The organism is Marinomonas piezotolerans (assembly GCF_003362755.1).
Lineage (GTDB): Bacteria > Pseudomonadota > Gammaproteobacteria > Pseudomonadales > Marinomonadaceae > Marinomonas > Marinomonas piezotolerans.
This window is the reverse complement of sequence record NZ_QKRA01000005.1, coordinates 129,050-155,311: the sequence shown is the minus strand read 5'-3', so window position 1 is coordinate 155,311 and position 26,262 is coordinate 129,050. Positions and strand designations below refer to the sequence as shown.

22 protein-coding genes are annotated in these 26,262 nt (G+C 44.4%); 13 read left to right on the top strand and 9 right to left on the bottom strand.

Translation table 11 applies throughout. The annotated features are described in order from the left end of the window. Positions 1–18: 18 nt before the first annotated feature. Positions 19–312 carry a LysR family transcriptional regulator gene (locus tag DN730_RS12170; protein WP_115468417.1) on the top strand — a complete coding sequence of 98 codons (294 nt, stop codon included), beginning with the start codon at positions 19–21 and terminating at the stop codon, positions 310–312. A 46-nt stretch (positions 313–358) separates the two neighbouring features. Here the strand turns inward: DN730_RS12170 and DN730_RS12165 are convergent, their stop codons facing one another. The 3 genes from DN730_RS12165 to pabB form a co-directional block, all read right to left on the bottom strand. After that, positions 359–1,093, bottom strand: coding sequence for a phosphoadenylyl-sulfate reductase (locus DN730_RS12165; protein ID WP_115468416.1), 735 nt, complete (start codon positions 1,091–1,093; stop codon positions 359–361). Positions 1,094–1,191: 98 nt separating this feature from the next. Further along, the gene (locus tag DN730_RS12160) at positions 1,192–1,842 is read right to left on the bottom strand and encodes an NUDIX hydrolase (RefSeq protein WP_115468415.1); all 651 of its coding nucleotides are present in this window, start codon (positions 1,840–1,842) and stop codon (positions 1,192–1,194) included. Between the two features lie 7 nt (positions 1,843–1,849). After that, complete coding sequence (gene pabB / locus DN730_RS12155; protein WP_115468414.1) at positions 1,850–3,241, bottom strand: aminodeoxychorismate synthase component I; 1,392 nt, start codon at positions 3,239–3,241, stop codon at positions 1,850–1,852. An 89-nt stretch (positions 3,242–3,330) separates the two neighbouring features. Here pabB and DN730_RS12150 point away from each other — a divergent pair, with 89 nt between their 5' ends. From DN730_RS12150 to DN730_RS12125, 6 genes are all read left to right on the top strand, one after another. Next, positions 3,331–4,194: an alpha/beta fold hydrolase gene (locus DN730_RS12150; protein WP_115468413.1), complete on the top strand. Its 864-nt coding sequence runs from the start codon at positions 3,331–3,333 to the stop codon at positions 4,192–4,194. Positions 4,195–4,263: 69 nt separating this feature from the next. Continuing rightward, positions 4,264–5,502 (top strand): DUF5610 domain-containing protein, encoded by a 1,239-nt coding sequence (locus DN730_RS12145; protein ID WP_115468412.1) that lies wholly within the window; start codon positions 4,264–4,266, stop codon positions 5,500–5,502. A 63-nt stretch (positions 5,503–5,565) separates the two neighbouring features. Further along, positions 5,566–6,078, top strand: a complete 513-nt coding sequence (locus DN730_RS12140; protein WP_115468411.1) for a GspH/FimT family pseudopilin — start codon at positions 5,566–5,568, stop codon at positions 6,076–6,078. Further along, complete coding sequence (locus DN730_RS12135) at positions 6,069–6,374, top strand: hypothetical protein (protein WP_115468410.1); 306 nt, start codon at positions 6,069–6,071, stop codon at positions 6,372–6,374. The genes DN730_RS12140 and DN730_RS12135 overlap by 10 nt, the downstream gene beginning before the upstream one ends. Next, entirely contained in the window at positions 6,371–7,267 is an 897-nt protein-coding gene (locus DN730_RS12130; protein WP_115468409.1) for a hypothetical protein, read from the top strand. The genes DN730_RS12135 and DN730_RS12130 overlap by 4 nt, the downstream gene beginning before the upstream one ends. A 55-nt stretch (positions 7,268–7,322) precedes the next feature. Then, positions 7,323–7,655 carry a hypothetical protein gene (locus DN730_RS12125; protein ID WP_115468408.1) on the top strand — a complete coding sequence of 111 codons (333 nt, stop codon included), beginning with the start codon at positions 7,323–7,325 and terminating at the stop codon, positions 7,653–7,655. Here the strand turns inward: DN730_RS12125 and DN730_RS19465 are convergent, their stop codons facing one another. Then, positions 7,656–7,892, bottom strand: coding sequence for a PP0621 family protein (locus DN730_RS19465; protein WP_115468407.1), 237 nt, complete (start codon positions 7,890–7,892; stop codon positions 7,656–7,658). Positions 7,893–7,968: 76 nt separating this feature from the next. On the opposite strand from DN730_RS19465, the gene DN730_RS12115 reads away from it, so the two are divergent. Next, complete coding sequence (locus DN730_RS12115; protein ID WP_115468406.1) at positions 7,969–9,606, top strand: NAD+ synthase; 1,638 nt, start codon at positions 7,969–7,971, stop codon at positions 9,604–9,606. An 80-nt stretch (positions 9,607–9,686) separates the two neighbouring features. Here DN730_RS12115 and dapA read toward each other — a convergent pair whose 3' ends face one another. Further along, the gene (gene dapA / locus DN730_RS12110; RefSeq protein ID WP_115468405.1) at positions 9,687–10,559 is read right to left on the bottom strand and encodes a 4-hydroxy-tetrahydrodipicolinate synthase; all 873 of its coding nucleotides are present in this window, start codon (positions 10,557–10,559) and stop codon (positions 9,687–9,689) included. 346 nt (positions 10,560–10,905) lie between these two features. Here dapA and DN730_RS12105 point away from each other — a divergent pair, with 346 nt between their 5' ends. Beyond that, positions 10,906–13,542, top strand: a complete 2,637-nt coding sequence (locus tag DN730_RS12105) for a sensor domain-containing protein (RefSeq protein WP_115468404.1) — start codon at positions 10,906–10,908, stop codon at positions 13,540–13,542. A 71-nt stretch (positions 13,543–13,613) separates the two neighbouring features. On the opposite strand, the gene DN730_RS12100 is transcribed toward DN730_RS12105, so the two are convergent. Continuing rightward, complete coding sequence (locus DN730_RS12100) at positions 13,614–16,232, bottom strand: cyclic nucleotide-binding domain-containing protein (RefSeq protein WP_115468403.1); 2,619 nt, start codon at positions 16,230–16,232, stop codon at positions 13,614–13,616. 529 nt (positions 16,233–16,761) lie between these two features. Between DN730_RS12100 and DN730_RS12095 the strand changes: the two genes are divergently transcribed. From DN730_RS12095 to DN730_RS12085, 3 genes are read left to right on the top strand one after another with little or no spacing between them, the layout of a single operon-like run. Next, positions 16,762–18,684: a PrkA family serine protein kinase gene (locus tag DN730_RS12095; protein WP_115468402.1), complete on the top strand. Its 1,923-nt coding sequence runs from the start codon at positions 16,762–16,764 to the stop codon at positions 18,682–18,684. 48 nt (positions 18,685–18,732) lie between these two features. Continuing rightward, positions 18,733–20,025 carry a YeaH/YhbH family protein gene (locus tag DN730_RS12090; protein WP_115468401.1) on the top strand — a complete coding sequence of 431 codons (1,293 nt, stop codon included), beginning with the start codon at positions 18,733–18,735 and terminating at the stop codon, positions 20,023–20,025. Continuing rightward, positions 20,006–21,532, top strand: a complete 1,527-nt coding sequence (locus DN730_RS12085) for a SpoVR family protein (protein ID WP_115468400.1) — start codon at positions 20,006–20,008, stop codon at positions 21,530–21,532. The genes DN730_RS12090 and DN730_RS12085 overlap by 20 nt, the downstream gene beginning before the upstream one ends. A gap of 71 nt (positions 21,533–21,603) precedes the next feature. Here DN730_RS12085 and holA read toward each other — a convergent pair whose 3' ends face one another. The 3 genes from holA to leuS form a co-directional block, all read right to left on the bottom strand. Continuing rightward, a complete protein-coding gene (holA, locus tag DN730_RS12080; RefSeq protein WP_115468399.1) occupies positions 21,604–22,629 on the bottom strand; it encodes a DNA polymerase III subunit delta in 1,026 nt (341 codons plus the stop codon). Next, positions 22,629–23,138, bottom strand: coding sequence for an LPS-assembly lipoprotein LptE (locus DN730_RS12075; RefSeq protein WP_115468398.1), 510 nt, complete (start codon positions 23,136–23,138; stop codon positions 22,629–22,631). Before DN730_RS12075 ends, holA begins: the two co-directional genes overlap by 1 nt. Before the next feature lie 61 nt (positions 23,139–23,199). Then, complete coding sequence (leuS, locus tag DN730_RS12070; protein ID WP_115468397.1) at positions 23,200–25,647, bottom strand: leucine--tRNA ligase; 2,448 nt, start codon at positions 25,645–25,647, stop codon at positions 23,200–23,202. A gap of 180 nt (positions 25,648–25,827) precedes the next feature. Here leuS and DN730_RS12065 point away from each other — a divergent pair, with 180 nt between their 5' ends. Beyond that, the gene (locus DN730_RS12065; RefSeq protein WP_115468396.1) at positions 25,828–26,238 is read left to right on the top strand and encodes an Rpo12/RPC10 RNA polymerase subunit family protein; all 411 of its coding nucleotides are present in this window, start codon (positions 25,828–25,830) and stop codon (positions 26,236–26,238) included. Positions 26,239–26,262: the final 24 nt, after the last annotated feature.

Below are 26,262 nucleotides of genomic sequence, written 5' to 3'. Positions count from 1 at the left end.
AACTTATAAGGAAACATTATGCTAAATACTCAACATCTCATTACATTTCGGACGCTCGTTGAAACGGGCAGCTTTACACAAACTGCGCGTCAGCTGGGGTTGACTCAGCCAGCGGTGAGTCAACATATCCAAAAGCTAGAGAAGGGCTTGGGTGAAGCGCTGCTGATACGTCATGGACGAACGACGGAACTGACTGAAGCGGGCGCCTTGCTGTATCAACATGTGATCGACTTGAATCAATGTTATGAAGCGTTTGTTACGCGTTGGCAACAACGGGTAGCGAGTAGAGAAGAGATACGCACCACTGCATAAGTAGGCTCGGGTGCGTATCCAATTGTTAGTTGGTGATGGTTAGGATTTAACCTTGTTTCGTGGGGATGATGTTTCCTATGTGTAGCCCACACTCTTTGTGTTCTGATTCTTCCCACCACCAGCGACCTTCACGCTCGTGTTGGTTTGGTAAAACAGGGCGAGTACAGGGTTCGCAACCAATACTGATGTAACCCTTTTGATGCAATTCATTGAATGGAACGTCAAACATTTTGATGTAATTCCATACATCCTCAGACGACCATTCTGCAAGTGGATTGAACTTGTATAGTGTGCGCTCTTCGTTGCTAAATGCAGCGTCTGCTTCAGCAAAGGCTAACTCGTTGCGGGTACCATGGCTTTGATCTTTGCGTTGCCCGGTTATCCAAGCATTGAGGGTATTTAATTTGCGTCTTAGGGGGGCGACTTTTCGAATGCCGCAACATTCTTTATGACCATCATCAAAAAAGCTAAAAAGTCCTTTCTCTTGAGTGAATGCTTCAAGCTTCGCGGCATCAGGTGACATGATGTCGATGTTAATGTTGTAGTGTTTACGTACCGTTTCGATAAAACGGTAGGTCTCAGGGTGTAAGCGACCCGTGTCGAGAGAAAAAACGCTGACATCTTTTTTGGCTTTAACGGCCATATCAATTAATACAACGTCTTCTGCACCACTGAACGAAATGGCAATGTTGTCGAATTGTTCCAGTGCGCTGTGAATAATCTTTTGCGCTTCATCTGCTTTATGGCTAGAGATAAAGGCGTTTAAATCAAATTGGGACATTCAGTTTCATCCTGCTCTTAATCAAATTGGCTGTACCTTAGCAAGTTCGATGCAGGAGATAAAATACAAATGCAACCTAAACTTATAATGCAAAGTCGCTAGCTGCGAGAATGATTTTCAATTGCTTGGTACAGGCCAAATATGATGCCAGCGGTGACCCCCCAAATTCGAAGATCCTCATAATGTATTTCGAAGTAGCCGCGAGTGATTTTCCCTATTGTCCGTTCGATATATTTAAAGTTATTAGGGTCGAGTAGATGATACAACGGAACCCAGTGGACACTTTCTACTTCGGCTTCACTGAGGCTTAATTCACTTGTGCGAATCATCTCTGCTACCACGGGTTTAATGCAAAAACCTGAGATCGAACAGTACTCTCCTAGTTCGCCAAGGAGCTCAAAACAGTCCGGTGCCAGCCCTACTTCTTCTAATGTTTCCCGTAATGCAGTGTATTGAATACTGCTGTCTTCCGTATCGTGTTTCCCACCAGGAAAAGCAATTTGGCCAGGGTGGTTGCGCATATTGAGAGACCGTTGCGTAAGCAAAACTTTCAGTTCACCCGTATCAGGGCAAGATCGAATCGGAATAAGGACGGCAGCGGCGCGGTAATCATGTTGGTAGGCTTCTGGCGCAATATGCTGATCAGGGTTATAGATATGTTGTGTATTGAGCGCATCAAGCGCCGCACGTATTTGCTCAATCGTCGGAGAAAGCGCTGGTGATTCTAAGAAACGTGCTATGTCAATCATTAATCAATTACCTTAGAAATTCCATCTCTAGAGTATGTGTCAGGTTACCCACTTTGGTAAAGGTTTCTTGATACTCAGACTCGCAATCTGAGTCAGCGACCAATGCACCGCCTGCCCAGCAATGGATGGACTGGCCGTCGGCAACCAACGTGCGAATGGTAATGCTGGAATCCATTTGCCCGTTGCAGCTGAAATACATAATGGAACCGCAGTAGACACTGCGTTCATGTGGCTCTAATTCGTCGATAATTTCCATAGAGCGTACTTTTGGGGCTCCTGTGATGGATCCACCAGGGAAACTCTCTTGGAAAACATTAATTGCATGGCTAGGGTGGTCTACCTCACCTACTACGGTAGAAACCATATGATGGACGTTGGCATAGGTTTCTAAGTGAAAAAGTTTAGGTACTTTGACACTACCTGTAATGCAATTACGTCCTAGATCGTTACGCAGTAAGTCGACGATCATTAAATTTTCTGCTCGGTCCTTTTCGGAATTTAATAACTCTTCCGCCAATGCTTGGTCTTGCTCGATTGTGGCACCGCGTGGGCGAGTTCCTTTAATGGGTTTAGACTCTACTCGCCCGTCATGGCTCTGTATAAAACGCTCTGGAGAGTGAGATAATACAGCACGACCATCTGGCAATTGGATATAAGCGCTAAATGGTGTGGGGCACGTGCTCTTTAATGCCAAATATGCTTGCCACGGGTTGCCTTGGTATGGGCTGCTAAAACGCTGAGCAAGATTCACTTGATAGCAATCACCCGCTTGGATATAAGCTTGTATTTGATCAAAACGTTGCTTGTAGCCCTTAGCGGACATATTGGCTTTAAAAGGTTCTAATAAACTAAATGTTGGGCTGGGATTAACGGGCGTTTGCTGTAGTCGTTTAACCAACTCGTCCTCTGATATCTGGCACCAAGGTGTGATGATCAGTGAGGTAGTCTTAGATTGGTGATCACTTATAACAGCCCAGCCGTATAAACCTAATAAAATGGTTGGCATGCCAACGTCTTCCTCAACCGTTCGAGGAAGTTGCTCAACATATCGCCCCGCTTCATATCCGTAGTACCCTAATAATCCACCATTGAAACCAATCGAGGTGTCATTTGCCCAAGGCTGTGCTGCCATTTGATCCACGATTTGACTGATGGTATCCAACGGGTTTGAGCTAGGTTGTAGGTCAAGGCAGGGCTCTGTCAGCCATTCCAACTGATGATTATCATCTTGGGCGCTAATGACTGCTCGAGGCGCAGCACTGAAGAGATCAAAGCGCGTGTCTTGGAAATGGGCATGATTACTATCCAAGAGAATGGGATAAGGTAAATCACTAACAAGTGGAAAAAGCACTGCAAGAGACGCTTCGTAAGGCAAACTTATGAGTTTGACTTCTGCCATAATAAGGACCATCTAAGTTTTTCAAATATTCATGTATTTAATGCTACGCATAGTATCCTGAAATGTGGGATCAATAGGAAAGAATTAAAGTGCTACAAACAAAATTTTTACATTTACCTAATGCTGAGATCGCTTATCGAGTGGTTGAGATTCCCGATAGCAAATCAGATAAATGCTGCGTGATGCTGCATGGGGCTGGGGTCGCAGGGGAGCTGACTTACAAACCGATTGTGGAGTTTAGTTCACTTTGGCGTTGGGTTTTGATACCTGATTTGAATGGGATGGGGCAATCCTATCATGAGGGGCAGTTAGAGGGGCCTTTAGATATCGAAACCTTAGCGAACGACATGGATGCACTCATCACACATTTGGGATGGCGTAACTTTGATTTGGTTGGTTACTCGCTTGGTGGTTTGGTCGCTTTACAATTAAATGCTATCAGAAAAGCTCGTGGCGAGGAGTCTCATAAGCTGGCGTTAATGGAGCCAGCAGGGTTAGACCGTGCATGTGTCGAGACATTAGCAACGTTTCGGCAGCGTTATAAATTGGCATCCAATACGATACGCGAAACAGGGGATGTCGAGCTAGGGATCGCGCATTTTATGGACGGTGTGGCCCCTAATCGCCGTAAACATCCTGTAGCAGAAGCGACCACTCAAAGTCGTTTGGCTCATCGGCCAATAGGATTTAGTTATGCATTGGATGCGGTCACCCATTTTGTGGAAGAAATGTCGGAGGATGAGACGATTCGGCCAGCATTACTGTCTGCAGCGCCAGAAGTTCTACTTTTATCGGGCGGGTTGAGTCATGAGCTATTGCATGAGCATTACGATGTGTTAGCACAGGAGAGAGAAGGGTGGCAGCATATTCAAATAACAGGGTGTGACCACTCATTACCTTTTCAAAAGCCTCGTCAAGTAGCACGCCAATTAGAAAAATGGTTTTTTGTTTAAAAAATGTTCTAAAGGTTTTAGTTTATTGGTCGATAAGTAAACAAATGAAGAACTATTGGTGGAGGATGTATGTCAGATTCATTGAAAGGACTGGGTGATATCGCGTCAGCATATTTGCCTCGTCATAAGTCTGGAGAAAGCCAGTCTGCGCCCTCTGCGTCAAAGACGTGGGGTGGCGATGGCTACAGTCCTACATCTAATACCGTTCGTACAATGAGCATTATGCAGCAAACGGTAACGGCACGTTTGCAGGCTAGCTTTGCGACCCCCAATGAGCAGGCTTCAGATCAAGCTACAGCAGCGACATCGAAAAACACGTACTCACCTGAAAACGTGGCTCAGCGTATTTTATCTCATGTGGGGAATTATCTTGAGCGTCTACAGGAGCAAGGTGCTTCGGATGAGCGTCTTGGTGATGTGTTTGAGATTGCGAAATCGTCGGTACAAAAAGGTATTGAGGATGCTAACGAAAAACTCAAAGCACTGGGGTGGTTAAATGAGAGTGTCGAGAAAGGCATTGAGGAAACTCAGTCTCTAATTAGCGAGGGCTTTGATTCTTTAGAAGACTTTTTCTTAGGGGCAAAAGATGTTTCTGCAGTGGAGCAGGTGTCGTCAACCTCTTATAGCCGCCAAGATACTGCATCGTTCGAGTTGGTGACTCAAGAAGGCGACAGGGTGAATGTTAGTATGTATTCATTGCAAGCGTCTGAAAGTGCTGAGTCATCGATAAGCAGTGGTGACAATAACGCTAACTTCCTTCGTTATCAAAGTCAGACACAAGCATTTGCCTTTGACTTCTCGGTTGAGGGAGATCTGAGTGATATAGAGCTAAAAGCCATCAATGATATGATGAATGCAGCGGGTCAGGTGTCTGATTTGTTTTTTAGTGGCGATGTCATGGGAGCATTACAGAAAGGCTTTGATAAAGGGTTTGACGCATCAGCCTTGGCTAGTTTCTCTATGTCCCTGCAAACTCAGCAGACAATGAAGTCTACCCAAGCGGTCTCGGCTTATGATCAAAATACCGGAATGCGTTCGATTCAGGAGCCACTTGCGGAATATCGAGAGACTTTAGAAACCATGGCGGAAAAAGCTTCAGAGATTTTTGATGACTTTCAAGCTGTCGTGGATACCGTGCTCAACGAAATTATGAAAATGCGCGAGCAGCAATCTGATAAACTTGAAAATATGCAACAAGCTTATCAATATCAACAAGAAATGATGTCTCGTATCAGTCAGTTGTTCTTACCTGAGCAATTCGTCAACAATGCTGAGGAAAGTCCAGGGGTTGAACCTGCTGCTTCGTAATTAAAAACTTTTTATTCAAACCCTTTGCAAGGACGCAAAGGCCAGACATAAGGAAAATGTCGCATGTATTTGTCTCTTCGTGGCGGTTTTTCGTTGCCTGAAGTATTGCTTGTCATGGCGATACTGTCTACGTTAGCTGCCTCCAGCTTTTCCAGCCAGGTTTATCAAAGCTATCAACGTTGGCATCAGAGTAACGCTCTTGCTGACGATACTGAAACACTATTAGCCCTCATTGCTCGAGCAAGATCCTTGTCCATCAGTTCAGGGGACCCTGTATACCTGTGTGGGGGTGAAAACTGCAACGGCAAATGGTCATCTTTGGCGTTTCTAAGCGATGGGGATGCGTCCTCAAATGCATTTTTCTCGGTAAGCTTTTCCCATGACGTTACCATTCGTTGGCAAGGATTTCCGCTATCTCGAGACTATATTGTCTTCCTGCCTTCTGGCTTATCGAGCTATCAAAATGGATCTTTCTATTTGTGTCGAGAGTATACAAAAACGAAGCGTATCATTATCAATCAAAGTGGGCGAGCCTACCTTGATAGGAAAGAGTATGGAGAGAATCTATGCTCATAAAAAGACGTTTAACGTCACATCAGCGCGGCTGGATTATGATTGAAGTCATTGCGGCGGCTGCGTTGTTGGCCACGGTGGTGTCCGTATTTCAAACTCAACATGCTCAGCTTAACCAGAGCGTTATTGCGACACAGGAAGCCTATCGTCAGCAACAAAGGATGCATCTTCAGAAGCAGATAAAAGAAATCTTCAATGTAGACATTGAACTACCGAAGAGCCCTGTTTCAGTTCCACGTTGTAGGGTTTGTCAGGGGGCGGGGTTGCGCCAAGTGCTTGCATACGAGTTGTCCCAATGAACTGTAAATATCATGGCGGTTATGTGTTGTGGGAGGTTATGGCGTCGATTGCGATCGTTGCGGTGTTAACGACCGTTTTACTGCCAATGGTCCAAACATTAACTCATGCCGTGGATTCGAAACGCAGAACGTTTGATGACATCGCGCTCGATCGAGGGATGCGAGATCAGCTCAGTGCACACTGGAATCGCTTAGGGCAATTCGGCTGTACGGATAGCGACCGGATAATTGAAATAGGTGATAGCGTAAGCCAGCCCCAGAGAATATCGAAAGCAAATTTAGACAATGCATCCGATTGGTTACGTGGTAGTGATACGGGGCAATGTGCAGGGTATGGCCGAACACAAGAAAGGATGCTAATCGTAACCCTACCTTGTGCTGGAGTAGATGCTGGGGATGGGCTGCAGGTGGACTCATGTTACGCAGCTGAGCAAGCCTCTGTGATAAGCTCTGAAAAGGGTGTTGTCACCGCACAATTAATGAATCAGCAGCTGTTTGACCGCACCGTGTTGGTCGGCACACAGAGGACATTCTACTGGTATGTGGGAAAAGGAAAATCAGGCGCCAATGCACTTTGGCGCAAACCTTTCGAAACGGGTAATGCTCTAGAGCTATTCCCAAGTTTATTTCGCATGCGACTCTACCCTATCTTAGATCGAGACATGAATGGGGTTGCCGAGGAAATTGCCATTCATTATGGTCAATTTAGTGTTCATCAATTAAAGGCGTTGCTAGTTGAATATGAATACGAAATAGCGGAGTGTGTGTTGTCTTCGCCACTTGCTAAAACGTACTACACGTTGCGGGGAGATACGTGGCGCTACGATCCAGCTTGCCATTCAATAGGTAAAGCGATCATTGCATTGGGGGAGCAAAATGAGATCGCAATGTAAGGGGTGGGTGTCACTTCCCATTTTATTCGCTGTGGCTGTGTTCAGTTGGAGTCTAATGAAACAAAGCAAAATGATGAGTGATGATCGTCATTTGTTGATACAACATGAACAACTCAATTCTATCAGAGATAGGGAGGAAGTTTATCTGTCTCTCGTACAGCTACGTCAATCTACTGTTATGGATACCAGTCCTTGTGAAAGCTTTTGTTCACTGAGTGTCGTTGACTGGCGCTCTATGTTAATCGATGAAAAGCCCTTTCTTTATCAATTGGTTTATAACGACAGCAAAGACATTGAGCGCTGGTGTGTGACCGAAGATCAGCGCTGGGCTCATTGTTGGTGGCTTCGCAATGACCGTCGCTCGTATGCAACTGTATACATAGAATGACTACGAGTTCTGTTTATGCTCAATACTGCAGTAGGGCGTCTGATTGTGGTCAAAAACGGCATGACTTTTGGGCACAAAAATACCGCATTCTGCGCATTTGACCATAGTTTCGTTTTTGTCTGTGTCAGTGCGTTTTACTGGCGACTGGCTTTTTGAGGTAATGACTTTCATAAATTGTCGATAAATTACCCACCCAATCGCAAAAACTAGAATAAAAAATAACAAACGTACGATCATGCTCTTTACCTTAGTGATGTAATTCCACGACAATAATACTCATATCATCTAACAGAGTTTGCGAGATAGCAACGAAATGACCATACGAGTAGCAATGGCCCAGCTAGATATGCTAGTGGGCGATATTAAGAACAATACCGAATCTGTGATTGAGCAATCGGTAATTGCTAAAGATACGCACCAAGCGGATGTAATTGTTTTTCCAGAGTTAACCTTAACAGGTTACCCTCCCGAGGACCTATTGCTGCGTCCAAGCCTTTCTACTCGCATCGAATCTGCACTGCGCGAAATCTTAGCGAGAGTTCATGACATTTATGTTGTAGTCGGCTATCCACGCGTTATCGATGGTGAGCTTTTTAACTGCGCTGGTGTTATTTATCAGGGAGCTTTAATTGGTGAATACGCAAAGCAAAAGCTGCCAAACTTTCAGGTCTTTGACGATAAACGCTACTTTAGTGAAGGGCGTGAGGCATGTGTCGTAGACATAAAAGGTGCAAAGGTTGGCTTGAGTATATGTGAAGACGTTTGGCATCCCGAACCCATTGCTCAAGCTAAGGCAGCAGGAGCAGAACTAATTCTTAATTTGAATGCATCCCCCTTCCATATTGAAAAAATGGGAGTGCGCGAAAAGCTATTACATATGCGTGCAACAGAGAATGCTGTGTCTATTGTGTATGTCAATTATATGGGCGCACAGGACGAATTGGTGTATGAAGGTGGCTCGTTCGTTGTGGATTCTAAAGGCGTAAAAGTGCGCCAAGCGCCTTGGTTTGAAAGCGGTCTATACACTGTAGACTTTACGATCGCTGAAGACCGCGATTGTCGTGTAGCGCCTATGCCAGGTGATATAGCGCCTTCACTGGATGTGGAGGCAAGTGTTTATCAAGCCATGGTCCGAGGACTACGTGATTACATCGAGAAAAATCGCTTTAAAGGGATTGTACTTGGTCTGAGTGGAGGGATTGATTCAGCATTGTCTTTGGCTGTTGCGGTAGATGCGATTGGTGCAGATCGAGTTCAAGCAGTGATGATGCCTTACAGTTACACCTCTTCAATGAGTATCGAGGATGCTGAAGAAGAGGCTAAATTGCTTGGTGTTGAATACAGTGTCTTGCCAATAGAGCCAATGGTCACTGCATTTATGGAAACGTTAGCGCCCGAATTTAAAGGGTACGGCCGGGATACGACTGAAGAAAATTTACAGGCGCGTACACGTGGCGTTACGTTAATGGCTCTTTCAAATAAGAAAGGCTATATGGTATTGACGACAGGTAATAAAAGTGAAATGGCCGTAGGGTATGCCACATTATATGGCGACATGGTCGGTGGCTATTCCGTACTTAAAGATGTGTTCAAAACGTTGGTGTTTCGATTGAGTTGGTATCGGAATACTCTGGGTTATGTTATCCCCGAGCGAGTTATTACTCGGCCGCCGAGCGCGGAATTAGCACCTGATCAAGTGGATGAAGATTCCTTGCCAAGCTATGAGGTTCTAGATCAAATTTTGCAAATGTACATAGAGCAAGATCTGAGTGCAGAGGCTATTCTGGCGACCGAGCGCTTTGACCGTGACACTGTTTATCGAATATTGCGATTAGTCGATGTGAACGAATATAAACGTCGTCAGGCTCCAACAGGTGTTCGTATTACCGCTCGTGGATTTGGTCGTGATCGCCGTTATCCCATGACGAACGGTTGGCACATTGGCGAGTAAGTTATCTCTTTGTTAAATATGTGAAATACACAAAAAATGGCAGTCTTTAGACTGCCATTTTCGTCTAATAATGATGTAGGTTAAAGCAGCTCTAGTGCTTCCATCGCAGAACGTATCGCTGCTTTGGTATTATCCTCTAGTGGCATCATTGGTAGACGGCATTCTTCGGAACAGAGCCCAAGTAGCGACATGGCGTATTTTGCTCCAGTAGGGTTCGGTTCAATAAATAACGCAGCATGCAGCGCAAACAATCGATCCTGCAATGCCATTGCTTCTGCAAATTTACCTTCACGGCAGAGGCGATGAAGCTCAACGATTTGTTTCGGTGCAATGTTTGCTGACACAGATATGCAACCATTGCCGCCGCCCACATTATAAGCAACACTCGTTACATCATCACCACTTAGATAACAGAAAGGTTTGTTTATAAGTGCTCGCTCGCGAATGGGGCGTGTTAAGTCGCCTGTTGCGTCTTTAACACCCACAATCCTTGGTAGTTTTGCCAGCTCCGCTAAGGTGGAAACATCGACGCCTACGACTGCTCGTGGAGGAATATTGTAAACAACGATTGGCAAATCTGTATTGTCGTGTACATATTTAAAGTGTTCATAAATGCCGCGCTGATTAGGTCGATTATAGTACCCTGCTACATGTAGTGTTGCATCAGCCCCAGCTTCCGATGCGTAGCGAGAATATCCGACCGCCTCGATCGGGTTGTTGGAGCCTGCGCCGGCAATAACAGGTACAGCTCTATTGGTTTCTTCTACTGTAATTTCAATGACGCGTTTGTGTTCTTTAGCGCTTAATGTCGGTGTTTCACCAGTTGTGCCTACCGGGATAAGACCATCGATACCAGAATCTACCTGCCAACGAACAATACGACGCAGGGCATCTTCGTCTAACTGGTTGTTTTGAAAGGGTGTGATAAGTGCTGTGATCGCGCCGTGAAACATACTGCTACCTCTTATTTATTATTAGCAGCATGAAAGTCTGAGCGGGTACCCGTCAGCGAACATGCTGCCGGGGAATTCTTGAGTTAATTACATCCACACGCCAGCGCCGCAAAGCTTTTTCAGCTTACGTTTATCGCCGTTACGTTTTAATGAAAAAATCACTAGGGACATAATTCTCTAAAAGTCTTGATTATTGATTGGATAATGCTGACGCTTTTTTATTATTGAGTCAATAAATAAAACCAGAAATACTTCGAATAATATTAGAATTTCTTTACAAATTTAATTAGCATATTCGTCCCTGACGATTGTCGTACTCAGGTTCAGTCAGCTGTTTGAGGGCGCTATGCACAAGAAAGTAGAAGAGCTGCTCCAAAAGCACTTTCCGGAGCAGGATAGGCCGAAAAAAGTATCGGAGTTCGCTGAGGAATTAACGGCGCTCATTGAAGAAAAAGATGATGAGATACTTCTACTTGAGCGTTCCGTCGATCTAGCGTCTGATGTAATTCAAGAGCGTGATGGTTTCGCCATTTCTCATTTTGAATTATTTGAAGAAACGTTTTTCTCTGCAGCTGAAGGATTACTGCTGGTTGATTTTGAAAATAATAATCTAATATACAACCAAGTATTTGGCTCTATTTGGCAATTACCTGAATCTTATGGCGGCGAAATGTCCATATCAGGTTTTTTTAATGTACTGAGCCAGCATCTTGAACAGCCTCAAAATTTTCTTAATTTTCTCAACCAAAGCCATGTTCATCTCTCTGCATTTGATGGTGAGTTGCTACTCAAAGATGGGCGTTGGATTCGCTATGACGTGCGTCCCCGAATTCGCAAAGATACGCTAATCGGCCGACTTTGGACGGTCATGGACATTACCGAAGAGAAGCGAACTAAGCGTTCTATTGAAGTGATACAAAATGAGCTTCGAAGTGCCCATGAGTTAGCTAAGATGGGTGAATGGTCGCTAGATTTAGAAAGCAATCACTTTCATTTTTCAAATGAATTGATCAGTCTTTTAGGGATCCCTAACGAGCTTAATGTCTGTGCTTTCGAAAGTGTGATGTTCTGGGCATCAGGTGAACAGCGTCAAAAATTACGAAAAAAGTTTGCTAACTGTCGACAAAGTGGTGCTCCGATTAGTGCAGAGCTTCAATTGCTCATTGAAGGTAGAGATTATTACGTTATCTTGCGAGGTGGGATAGCGGTTGGGGTTCATGGCGAAGTCGAACAGATCTTCGGTGTTATTCAGGATATTTCTGATCTGAGAACATCGGAGCACTTAGTGAAAGTATCGTCTCACTTTTTTCAATCATCAATGCAGGGCAATGTATTGATGGATCGCCAGCGTAATATCCTTGACTTTAACGAGGTCGCTGGCGAAATTTTTGCCTTAGATATGGACGTTTTTGCAGATCAAATTGATGGGCGTCTGAGTACAGCTTGGACCCATGATATGTCTATTCATGATATCTGGCGGTATGTTATCGAGCACGGCCATTGGGCTGGCGAAGTTTACTTTACTAATTCAGTGATGCAGGACAAAACTCTTTGGCTGTCGCTTGAAGCCCTGCGTGATGCTCAAGGTAAGATAACCAACTTTATTGCCATCTTTAATGACATTACCGAGTCTAAGCTGGCACAAGAGCAGTTACATCAGATGGCCTATTTTGATGCTCAAACTTCGTTGCCAAATCGATTCCAATTTGAACAGTTTCTAAGTCAAAGGCTTTCTTCGAAAACGCTTAAGCAGCACCCCACCACATTGTTTTATCTTGATCTGGATCGTTTCAAATTCGTTAACGACTCTTTAGGCCATCACGCTGGTGATCGATTATTGTGTCTAGTAGGTGATCGACTTAAAGAAACGGTACCAAACGCGGACCTTGTTGCTCGCCAAGGGGGAGATGAGTTTGTCGTTTTAGTCAGTGGTGTGCTGTCGAAAGATGAAAAAATAGCTATCGGTGAAAATATCATCACAGCGTTAACGAAGATGTTTCTGGTGTTAACAAATAAAGTATACATTGGCGCTAGTATGGGAATAGTCAGTTTGCCCGATGATGCTGATGATCTCGTGACGGCAATGCGCTACGCAGATATTTCTTTGTATGAGGCAAAGAAGTCAGGCAAAGGATGCTTTGTTTTCTGGCAACGCTCTTTCTTGAAGGACTCTACCCCAGAGCGAATGCGCATAGAGTCGGAATTAAGAGATGCAATCGATGGCAACCAGTTGCTCATGCATTACCAGCCAAAAATCGATGCTGAAACAGGTCAGGTGACAGGGTTAGAAGCGTTGGTGCGGTGGAATCACCCCCGCCATGGACTGATTTATCCGGATAGTTTCATTTCTATTGCCGAAGAGTCGAACATTATCCTTGAGTTGGACCGTTGGGTCATTAATGCTGTTGCGTACCAGCAAAAAATCTGGAAAGAAATGGGGTTACCATTGATGACGGTGTCGGTAAACATATCGGCGTCTCACATCACGCGTATGGAGTTGGTTACAATTTTCGAAGAGTTATTTCAACGATACCCATTTTTGCCTCATTGTATTGATGTCGAACTGACCGAAACGGCTATTATGGCGAATCCAGATCGTGCGACAGAGGTTTTGAACTGCTTGCTAGCGCTTGGGGTTAAGGCTTCGGTCGACGACTTCGGTTCTGGCTACACATCGTTGGGATATTTGAAAAAGTTAAATGCGAATACGCTCAAAATTGATCGAAGTTTCATTGATGGAATAACGGCAGACGATTACGACCGAGATGTGGCTCGTGCCATCATTGCCTTAGCTACCAGTATGTCCATGGACGTCGTTGCAGAGGGGGTTGAGACGATGGAGCAATGGGATCTATTGCGTTCATTTGGTTGTCAGTACTTGCAAGGGTACTACTTTTCTAGGCCAAAATCCGCGGCGGAAATAGCAGAGATTTATCTTGGTGCAGATCCGCTAAAGTTTGACAGGAATTTGCCCACAACATAGGCAAGAGAAACTTGTCATAAGTTGTGAGCATTACCGATTCTTAAAAATAGTCCGGCGAGCTGCCGTCCATACTATGGATTAAAAATGCAGGTGGCGCTATCTATCAAAGCATCGCTCCATTTTTCATAACCTTTGGTATTTAAATGAAGTCGATCTTGCGCAAACAGCTTTTCATTCACGCTCCCATCGTCATTTAACAATAAACTGTTCATATCAACAAATTGAGTATTAGGTCGTGTATGTGCAAGTTGCTCCAGCATATTGTTCGCGTCGGCTAGCGTTTCTTTCATATGCAGTCGAGTTGGACTTTGTTTGATACCAAGTAGCACTACGGTGGTGCCCGGAAGGTGATGATCAATTTTTTCGAGTAAATCCACGTACATTGCGATGACTTTATTGCTGCTATGCTGGTTACCGATATCATTATCACCTGCATAAAGCACAATCGCGCGGGGTTTGTGCGGTAGTACGATGCGTTCAAAATAATAGACGCATGCCTCAATCGTAGCACCACTAAAACCAAGGTTTACAGCGTTGTGCTTACCAAATATGCCATCGAAATTCTCCCATTGTTTGATGGTAGAACTACCATAAAAAGCAACAGGTGGTTGTTGGTAGGATCGATGGGCAAGTCGATATTCAAGCTCACGTACATCTGACTCAAATTCTATATCAATTTGGTTGACACTCAATACGTTTGATATGCACCCTTTTTGACCACTTAGAACAGGGTACTTTTTAACTTCAATAGCAAGTTGCTCTGCTTCTTCTACCGCAGCACGAAATTCTTCTTGGTATGTTTTTAAGAAAGTACATAATGCGTCTTTATCATTGATATCGACACGTTCAGACAAGCGAAACGCAGGTTTAATCACGACACTGTAGATGTTGTGATCAGCCCGCTTATCGAAATTAGCAACCGCGATTGGCACAATCCAAGGTTCTTCACTGGCGTCAAAGGATCCTGCGAGTTCAAAAACATAAGGTAGTAGTTCGCCAGGCGATTCATTTGTGGGGAAGCTTTTGCCTTCGGGTGAGACGATCAGTGGTGTGTCGCTACGCAGCGTCGCTTGGCTTTTATGAATAAACTCATCATAACTGGCAGTCCCCTGAGTTAGCGTTCCCCAGCTATCAACAAAAATATTACCAAAGCGCTCATAATACGCGTCACGCCAATATTCGTGTTGTTTGCTTCGTCGAACAACACGTTGCGCGGCAACGCCGTACTGCTGTGAAATGATCATTGAACTGATAAATTGGGCGTCGAGGGAGTAGCGGAAGCCGTTTGGTAGCTGAGTACTGTGAGAGCCCAGTAAATGGTTATAGATGAAGAGGCTACCTTGTTTCTTTGGTAAGTTCTCCATGCCCTTTATTATATACGGAACCTGTTGGAAAGCCTGTTTAAATTGTTCAGTTCCTAGTCTACGTACATCCATTGTACTGAGTTCTTCTGGTGCAGTGTTTACGTTATCGTAAATTGAAGCGAGCTTGCGGTAGAAGGCATTTTCCCGCTGTAAATCTTTAAGGATGTCTAAGCTCATACCGGCGACCGTTCGCTCTATGCGCTGACCAAAATGCAGGCATCTGTAAAGCACGCCAAATGCTTCGTCGGTGGTTACCGCATGCTTAAGCAAATTTCCTACTTTATACAACGGAGAGCTGACGGGCAGTACCGCAGCGCTTTGTTCTATCATGCTATTTACCGCAAGCACTTCATCTCCTGCAATTTGAGAAAGGTACCGCATGCGAGCGGAAACAAGATGCGTGCCGATTAGCCATATGAGGCGATACCAGTATTTGATCGCGAGCTTTGGCATTTGTTCGAAAACCGCAAGGAGGTCTTCTCGCTTGATGAACAATACCGTGCTATCACGAGAAGATATGATGGTTGCGCGATTGCGCTGATCCGCATCAGAGGTACACCAAGCGAGAATGGTGCCTTCGCGAGCGATCGTGCGCGTGGTCAAAATATCCCCTGCTTCGGTTTGATAGCTTACGATGGCTTTGCCTTTGATTAAGATATAAAGCCCGTCTTCGGGCTGATCTTGTTGAGACAAGATGTCCCCTTGATGCGCCAAAATAATGGTTGCATGCTTCGCGATGGCGTGAATTTCTGATTGTGAAAAGCTTTCGCAAAACGCCGTGTTCGCAAGTAGAGCGATAGATTCCTTTAACGTCTGTGTTTGCTTCTCAGGGTTGATTAGTGGACGTGTCTCTTCGAAAGCAAGCGATTCATTGGCGAAAAAAGGTCGCGTTAAGTTCTGAATGTTTGTCAGTACAGGAAGTGATTGTTTGTACACAAAAGAGAGAAATGCTTGAGCAAACTCTGTTTCGGCATCTAATAATTTTTGCAGCTTATGAATTGGCCAATAGATAAGTTGGGTCGATTTGGTTGCTTGAAAGCTTGTTGCATAGCGTGATGGATGTCGAAACGCAGACCACCCAATCGGCGCGTATTTTTGGTTAATTAAGCCCACATGATAGGATTTTCCAGAGTCCTGAAGAGGGATCGAAATCGATATCTCACCTGATAAGACAAAGTACAAATTGTGCCCAACTTCAAATTGTCTTGCGAGCATCTCTCCCGCCGAGAGTGTCGTTAAGTCTGCTTGCTCTGCAAGGGCTTGAATGATGTTGTCGGAAGCGTCCTGAAGAAAAGGGAAATCGCTTACATAGTTTGATAAATCCATTAAGCCACCTTAATTGTGATGATTGGGGATGATCTTACAAAATGATTGTAACGGTCAGATGTCGATTCATCTCAAATCGCTTCTAAAACGATTTTATCCTGATTCATTTGCAAATAGCATTCCAGTCTGAGTGTTGGTTTGAAGAAATGCTGCAATAATTATTTCGTTAAATTACTACAAATTGCCCAGTTTAGGGAAGTTAATCTCAGGATCGACGTATTTTTTGTAGCGAAAGTACTAAGGTGTGTGAAGGTTTGTTAGCTAGACGCGTCTTATAAATTCCTTAATCTCTTTAACTGTGTTTTGAAATGCTTAGTTTTCAGTTACTTAAAATCATATCACTTTGTTTTAAGGGGAAATTATAATTGTAAAACCTCGTATTTCTTCCTTGAGTAGTCGTCAGACTATGCTAAACCTAACGTATCTTCGCTGATTTTCTAGTGCTCTTTTTACCTAAGAGCCCAGTTAGATTTTTTGGGTAACCGTTGCGATGTGCACGAGCCCATATACGAAATAAGGGGATGCCGCGATGAGTATTTTTGATCATGTCCAGTCTCGTTTTGATGCGCAACAAGAAGAAGAAATGTCACTCGACGAGTATTTGACTCTGTGTAAGTCCAATCCTACTGCCTATGCTTCGGCGCCTGAGCGACTATTGACTGCAATTGGAGAGCCAATTGTGGTGGACACGTCGAAAGATTCACGTAGTAGCCGTATCTTTTCAAATAAGGTGATCAAGCGATATCCGTCGTTTGAGCATTTTTACGGAATGGAGGAGGCAATAGAGCGTATTGTTTCGTTTCTTACGCATGCGGCTCAAGGTTTAGAGGAGTCCAAGCAGGTTCTTTATCTCCTAGGGCCTGTGGGGGGCGGTAAGTCCTCCCTCGCCGAGAAGCTCAAAGAGCTAATGCAATCTGTACCTTTTTACGCGATCAAAGGGTCGCCCGTGTTTGAATCACCGCTGTCGTTGTTTGATGTCAATGAAGACGGTGACATTCTTCAAGAAGAATACGGCATTCCAAAACGCTACTTGAAGAGCGTCATGTCGCCTTGGGCGTCTAAGCGTCTGAAGGAATTTGGCGGTGACATTCAGCAGTTTCGTGTTGTGAAAGTGTATCCCTCTGCTATTAAGCAAATTGCCATATCTAAAACAGAACCAGGTGATGAAAACAACCAAGACATTTCTGCGTTAGTGGGTAAAGTCGATATTCGAAAGCTAGAGTTTTTTGAACAGAACGATGCGGACGCTTACAGCTATTCCGGCGGCTTGTGTCGCGGTAATCGCGGCATCATGGAGTTTGTGGAGATGTTTAAAGCACCGATTAAGGTGTTGCACCCATTGCTAACAGCCACTCAGGAAGGGAATTTTAATGGTACCGAAGGGCTAGGTAGTATTCCGTTTGATGGCATCATTTTAGCGCACTCAAACGAATCTGAGTGGCAGGCGTTTAAAAATAATAAGACCAACGAAGCATTTATAGATCGAGTCTACACCGTGAAAGTGCCGTACTGCCTTCGCGTAACAGAGGAAATGAGTATCTATAAAAAACTACTCGAACATTCTTCGCTTAATCATGCTCCGTGTGCCCCAGATACCCTAAAAATGTTGGCTCAGTTTACGGTGCTATCTCGCATTAAAGAGCCTGAGAACTCGAGTGTTTTTTCAAAGATGCGTATTTACGATGGCGAATCATTGAAAGATGTCGACCCAAAAGCCAAGTCATTGCAAGAGTACAAAGATGCTGCTGGTGTCAATGAAGGGATGGACGGATTGTCGACTCGCTTTGCATTCAAAATTTTGTCTCGAGTGTTTAACTTTGACCCAACTGAAGTTGCAGCAAACCCAGTGCACTTGATGTACGTATTAGAGCAACAAATTGAGCAAGAGCAATTCGATCAAGAACGTCATGACCGATATTTACGTGCACTGAAAGAGTTTATTGCACCACGATACATTGAGTTTATCGGCAAAGAAATTCAGACCGCCTACCTAGAGTCCTATTCTGAATATGGGCAAAACATTTTCGATCGTTATGTCACTTATGCTGATTTCTGGATTCAAGATCAAGAGTACCGCGATCCAGAGACAGGGGATATTTTGGATCGATCTGCGATTAATGACGAGTTAGAGAAGATTGAGAAGCCGGCAGGCATTAGCAACCCTAAAGATTTCCGTAACGAAGTGGTGAACTTTGTACTGCGTGCGCGAGCAAATAATGCAGGCCAGAACCCTAGCTGGTTGAGTTATGAAAAATTGCGCGTTGTTATTGAGCGTAAGATGTTCTCTAACACAGAGGATCTATTACCTGTGATTTCGTTCAGTGCAAAATCTTCAAGCGAAGACCAGCGTAAGCACAATGAATTTGTGAAGCGAATGGTTGAACGTGGCTACACAGAGAAACAGGTTCGTTTGCTTTCAGAATGGTACCTACGTGTGCGCAAATCCCAATAGGTAGTTGTTAGATGTTGCCTAAAAACGGTCGAGATAGGAGGTGCAAGTATGTCTTACATTATTGATCGCCGCCTTAATGGGAAGCACAAAAGTAGTGTAAACCGTCAGCGTTTTTTAAGACGTTACCGCGAACATATCCGTAAAGCGGTAGAAGAAGCAGTAAACGAGCGCAGTATCAAAGACTTAGATCGAGGAGAGCAAATAACCATACCGAAACGTGATATCCATGAGCCAACCTTTGGTCATGGGTCTGGCGGCAAGGGATCCATTGTGCACCCTGGAAATAAAGAGTTTTCTCCTGGTGATCGTATTCCCAAACCAGAGGGTGGGCAAGGTAAAGGGGCTGGAAATGGTGACGCATCACATCAAGGCGAAGGTGAAGATGACTTTGTCTTTCAGATATCTCAAGAAGAGTTTTTAGATTTCGTGTTCGAGGATCTTGCTCTGCCAAATCTAGTGCGCAAAAACCTCAAAGAAATCAAAGAATTTAACATGAAGCATGCGGGGATCGTCTCAGAGGGTACCCCATCTAAACTTAATGTCGTTCGATCGATGCGTAATGCCTATGCTCGTAGGCGAGTGATGAGTAGCGGAGCACGGAAAAAGCTTGCAGAAGCTGAGGCTGAGCGCGAAGCGCTTTTAGATCATGGTGAGGCACCAGAAGAACTTGCCCGTATAGCTTGGTTAGATGAACAAATTACGCTATTGAAGCAAAAAATAGAGCGCACGCCTTTTTTGGATACTTACGACCTACGTTACAACCATCACGTTAAGGAGCCACGACCTAGTAGTAAGGCAGTAATGTTTTGCATTATGGATGTTTCCGGATCTATGACGCAAGAAACCAAGAATGTCGCTAAGCGTTTCTTTATTTTGTTGTATCTATTTCTAAATCGTAACTACGAAAAAATTGATGTTGTGTTCATTCGACATCACACCAGTGCCAAAGAAGTCAGCGAAGAAGAATTTTTCTACTCTCGAGAAACAGGCGGTACCATTGTTTCGAGTGCATTAAAGCTCATGGACAAAATTGTCAAAGATCGTTATCCACCAGATCAATGGAATATCTATGCTGCGCAAGCTTCGGATGGGGATAACTGGGACGACGATTCTAGGGTCTGTAAACAAGTTTTGGAGGACGATATTATCGATATAGTTCAGCACTTTACCTATATCGAAATAACTCAACGAGAGCATCAAAGTCTGTGGCGTATATATGAGCAGATACAATCTACTCACCCGAAGAGTTTTGCTATGCGTCATATTGTTGAAATCGGAGACATCTATCCCGTGTTCCGTGATTTATTTCAAAGGAGGCCAAATGAGTCAAACAGCAGATAAGACTGAAAAACTGTCTCAAGGCCCTGATTGGACATTTGAGCTCATTGAACAGTATGACCGAGAGATTGGAGCCATTGCCGCAGAGTTTGGGCTGGATACGTATCCTAATCAAATTGAAATTATTAGCTCCGAGCAAATGATGGATGCCTACGCCTCAGTTGGGATGCCTTTGGGTTACCATCATTGGTCTTATGGCAAACAATTCTTAGAAGTTGAGCAGAACTATAAGCGCGGTCGGATGGGACTTGCTTACGAAATTGTGATCAACTCCTCACCCTGTATCGCGTATTTAATGGAAGAGAATAATATGATGATGCAGGCATTAGTCATTGCGCATGCCTGCTACGGGCATAATTCCTTTTTTAAAGGAAACTACCTCTTTAAAACATGGACCGATGCAACGGCAATCATTGATTACTTAGTGTTTGCTAAAAAATATATTCTTGATTGTGAAGAGAAGTATGGCATTGAAGAAGTCGAATTGACGTTGGATTCGTGCCATGCATTGATGAACTTTGGAGTTGATCGTTATAAACGCCCGGTGCCGATATCGCTGGCGGAAGAAAGAGCGCGACAAGATGAACGCGAGCAAGTGTTGCAGCAACAGGTCAATGATTTGTGGCGTACGATACCCATGTCGGACAAGAGTGAAGAAAAAGCTCTGAGGGAACGGGTATTTCCTAGTGAGCCGCAAGAGAACTTGCTTTATTTTCTGGAGAAAAACGCCCCATTACTGAAACCTTGGCAGAGGGAGTTGATCCGTATTGTTCGTAAAATGGCGCAGTATTTCTACCCTCAACGCCAGACACAAGTGATGAATGAAGGTTGGGCTTCCTTTTGGCATTACACGCTTATGAATGAGCTGTATAACCGAGGTAAGGTTAAAGAAGGGTTTATTCTTGAGTTCCTTCAATCACATACCAATGTTGTCGCGCAGCCTAGCTTTGATTCGCCATATTACTCTGGCATTAACCCCTATGCGTTAGGGTTCGCCATATACACTGATTTAAAACGTATGTGTGAGGAACCAACAGAGGAAGACCGTTACTGGTTTCCAAGTGTCGTTGACAAGCCTTGGGGAGAAGTCTTGGATTTTGCGATGCGCAACTTTAAAGATGAGAGTTTCATTTTACAATTTTTATCACCTAAAGTAATGCGCGATTTCCGCTTCTTTGGGATAGAAAATGACGTTCTAGACCCGTATGTTGAAATCAAGGAAATACATAACGACTCAGGTTATAAGGCTCTTCGTGAGCGGTTAGCGCAGCAGTATAATTTAAGTTATCGCGAACCCAATATTCAGGTTCAGAGAGTAGAGCTGTACGGTGATAGAAGCTTGATATTGCGACATACAATGGATAATGGACGGCCGTTAAATGATGATACGATCGAAGTTATCAAACACTTTAAGCGGCTTTGGGGATTTGACGTCATTCTAGAGTCTTGGGATGGAGATAATCTAGCTCAGTCATACAAATGTGATACTGGTGAATCAGACGATGTGTAGAAAATTGGTTGGTAAAATGATACACAAGCGACTTTTTCACGAATTTTCGTCACTCAATTACTAGGGGGGTTTTAAATATCTAGTTCTGTGGCAACGGGCTTTACACCACAGTACATGAGTACAAGGTTACGAAAGCCAAGCTCGATGTCCGGGCCAGATAAGCCTTTGATACTTTGGTCTAGTAATGCGACGTAGCGCTGCATATACCCTAGCGTATGTGCGTTGTGTCGGCTAAAAGCACTCTCGTAAACGGGAATGCGTTTGTCCCAAATTTTTAATTGTTGGCATGCCTGCCGTAAACCGTGGGTGTGCGCTAACGCACCTAGTTGATTAAGAGTGGTTAGTTCGCGATTAAAGAGCCAAAGTAGAATACTGTCTTCAATGCCTTCGGACCGTAATTGATGAAGGCAATGCAGCGCTTCTTTTAATTTCCCTGTCAATAATCGGTCACTTAAGTCATAGATAGAGTAGCGGCTAGAATCTGCGACGCTTTCAGTGATTGTTTCGGCGTCTAATTGAGTGCCAGGACCATGACTGAGGACAAGCTTTTCCAGCTCCTGAGACAAGGCTAATAAGTTGCCTTCACCACGCTCGCATAAAATAGCCGCAGCCTCACGAGATAAATGTAGGTTAAGCTGTTTAGCTCGTTGTTGTACCCAAGCGGGAAGACGTGATTGATCAATTGGCCAAACTTGTAGAAAAGTACCTTGTTGCTCCAGTTTTTGGAACCATTTGGCGCGTTGAGTTCTGCTGTCTACTTTTGGGAGAGATAGAAGGACAACGTTGTCCTGTCCTACGTACTCAGCAAGTTGAGTCAGTGCTTTAGAGTGCTTTTCTCCAAGCTTGTCGATTTGGATATCGAATAACCGACGAGTAGAGAATAGAGACAAGGCTTGCAGTTCGTTCAGAACCTCCTGCCAATCAAATTGAGCATCTGCAACATAACGTAGGCGCTCTTCAATACCGTAGTGACTAGCCGCTTTTCGAATGCTGTCAGCTGCTTCTTGGCAAAGTAGCACTTCGTCGCCTGAAACGATATAAATTGGCTGTAGTTGTTTTTCTAAAGCGTTTGGTAGTTGATCAGGGCGGATTTTCATTACAGTGGCGCGTAACTTAGGTCATACACTAGTTCATTCGCCAGTTGGCTGCCAGCACGCTCCATTTGTTGTGTGTTGTACGCAGATTTTGTGCTTTGTTCGGCCGTTTGATTACTAAGTGTAATGGAAGTACTCACATTTCGAGGGCCGTAAACAGACTTGCCTTCGTTATCTCGAATAAAATAGTTAACGTTTAAGCGACGCTCAATTTGAGTAACATCGTTACTCGAGTCACGCGCTAAAACTGTGTCACTTGTGGTTAGCCTATTCACTTTCAATTCATAGACGTCCTTGCTTGCATTCAACGAGTCGACAATTTTAATTCCCGATTGAGACAATGAAGTGCGCAGCTCTCTTTCAAATGCGGCAGACCCTGAATCCAAGTTTAAAGTTAACTGTTGTAGAGCTGCTGGCACAGGGGCTTGCCCACGCAAATGAAACCCGCAAGCTGTGAGTAGAAAAGCTATGAAAGGTAAAGCGAACCAAAAAGTAGACCGGCGTTGATACATGTTCCATCCATCAAATTGAATGGGGATGGAATGACCACCCCCAATGTTGCTAAATTAGAGCTTAGTTAGCAACGATATTAACTAATCGTCCAGGGACAACAATGACTTTACGTACTGTTTTGCCTTCAATGAACTTTTGAACGTTTGTATTCGCAAGTGCGAGCGCTTCTACTTCTTTGTTATCCGCTTTGGCAGATACAGTGATCTCTGCACGCTTTTTGCCTAGAACCTGTACAACAATTGTCAGCTCATCTTTCACTAGTGCTGCTTCATCGGTCGTTGGCCAGCCAGCGTCTACGATATCACCTTCATGGCCAAGCTCACTCCAAAGCTGATGAGCAATATGCGGAACAATAGGAGATAGAAGAAGTATTGCTGCTTCTAACGCTTCACGTTCAACCGCTAAGCCCATTTCAGAGGTGTCTTCGAACTTACTTATTTCGTTGCATAGTTCCATTACCGCTGCAATGGCGGTGTTAAAGGTTTGGCGACGTTCAACATCATCACTGACTTTGCTGATGGTTTCGTGAGTCTTACGGCGCAGAGTTTTTTGCTCACCAGATAAGTTTTCAATGTCCAACTTACTAGGCGTGCCTGCATTTAAGTGGCGGTAGCACAGAGCCCATAGGCGGCGAAGGAAGCGTGATGAGCCATCAACGCCCGCGTCGTTCCACTCCAATGACTGCTCAGGTGGTGCGGTAAACATCATAAATAGACGAACAGTATCAGCACCGTAGCGCTCGATCATTTCCTGTGGATCGACTGTGTTGCCCTTAGATTTGGACATTTTGGAACCGTCTTTGTTGACCATGCCTTGTGTGAGTAAGCGCTTAAATGGTTCATCAGATGTAACGAGCCCTGCATCACGAAGCAACTTATGGAAGAAACGAGCGTAGAGCAAGTGAAGAATCGCGTGCTCAACTCCGCCTATGTATTGGTCAACAGGTAGCCAGTAATTTGCTTCGTCTGTCAGCATCGCCTCATCTGAATCTGGGCAGCAGTAGCGAGCAAAGTACCAAGACGACTCCATGAACGTATCAAAAGTATCTGTTTCACGTTCCGCAGGCAGCCCATTGTATGTTGTTGCAGAAAAGTCGGGGTTGTTCTTAATGGGGGAGTTGACCCCATCCATAACAACTTCCGTAGGTAGTACAACGGGTAGTTGGTCATGAGGTGTCGTAACAACCGAGCCGTCTTCTAAGTTGATGGTAGGGATCGGTGCTCCCCAGTAGCGCTGGCGACTAACGCCCCAATCGCGTAGGCGGTAGTTTACTTTCTTCTCACCGATGCCTTTTTCTGTCATCCAAGCACAAATGGAATCAAATGCTTCTTTGAACGCCAAACCATCAAATTCGCCTGAGTTGCACAGTGTCCCTTTATCTGTAAACGCTTCTTTGGCTAAATCAATGGATTCGTCATTGCTAGGTTGAATGACTTGCTTGATTGGGAGGCCATATTTAAGAGCAAACTCAAAATCGCGTTGGTCATGAGCGGGAACAGACATTACTGCACCTGAGCCATACTCCATTAAAACAAAGTTGGCTGCATAAACTGGAACACTTTCGCCTGTAATCGGATGAATGGCTTTGAAGCCAGTATCCATACCTTTTTTCTCGACCGTCGCAAGGTCTGCTTCAGTGGTAGAGGTGTGTTTACATTCTTCCGCAAATGCTGCGAATGTTTCGCTTTGCGCTGCTGCTTCTTGAGCCAGAGGATGACCTGCCGCGACGGCGACGTATGTGACGCCCATGATGGTGTCAGGACGAGTCGTATAAACGGATAAGCGCTCTTCTTTGCCTTCGATTGCAAAGCTGAACTCTAACCCCTCAGAGCGACCGATCCAGTTGCGTTGCATCGCTTTGACTTTTTCTGGCCATCCATCGAGTTGGTCTAAATCATTAAGTAGCTCTTCTGCGTAATCGGTTATTTTAATAAACCATTGAGGGATTTCCTTGCGGACCACTTGGGTTCCACAGCGCCAGCAGCCGCCATCTTCCACCTGTTCATTCGCTAATACCGTTTGGTCTTCAGGACACCAGTTTACGGCTGACGTTTTCTTGTAGGCCAAGCCTTTTTCTACTAATTGAGTAAAGAACCATTGTTCCCACTTGTAGTATTCCGGTTTACATGTGGCGATTTCTCGATCCCAATCGTAACCAAAGCCTAACTTCTTAAGCTGGCCTTTCATGTATGCGATATTTTCGTCGGTCCACTTACCTGGCGCGGTTTTATTTTTGATCGCTGCGTTTTCAGCTGGCATACCAAAAGCATCCCAACCCATTGGTTGCAAAACATTTTTTCCAAGCATACGCTGGTAGCGAGAGATGACGTCGCCAATCGTGTAATTACGCACATGCCCCATGTGGAGTCGACCACTTGGGTAAGGGAACATGGATAGGCAGTAGTACTTTTCTTTGGAAGAATCGGCTACAGCTTTAAAGACTTTGTTTTCATCCCAATAGCTTTGTGCAGCAGATTCAATGTGCTGCGGACTATATTGTTCTTGCATGTGTTTCAGTCATCCCGTGAATAGGCGTTAAGTGTGCTTGGCGAATAATGCGCAAATTGATAAATAATTTGATTTGCGTTGTTGGTTTTTCGATTTCGCCAACAGAAAATATAATTATCCGCTATTTTATATAGATGCCGCTCTGATTAGAAGGCACATAACGATGGAGTTGTAGATTCTATGAAAAAAGAACCCAATACAGACCTTGATTTGGTCGAAGAAGCAAAAAAAACCTTAGCAGGTGCTAAAAACTGGTTCTTAGAGGATGTCGAGTTAATGCGAGCGTACTGGCATGATCAAATGGGTTATGTTGAGGCATGGGTCGATGCAAACTGGCATCTGGTGAAAGATGAGAGTGAGGAGCTATTAGAAGATCTTGATAAACGAGAAGATGCCGCCTTACTCTGGTTGCTTAATCATGCAAATAATAACCCAGTACCGTTAGAGCGTTGTTCTGTAGCGGGGCAAGAGGCTCAAGCTGGACGGTATATTTGTATGGATTGTGGTCATGAAAATACTCATGAGCAGGGAATATTAGCTACTTGTGACGTTTGTCATTATGGTGTTCTGTATTTTCAAGGAGAGCTGTAGTTACTATGTCAGACGATGGTGACA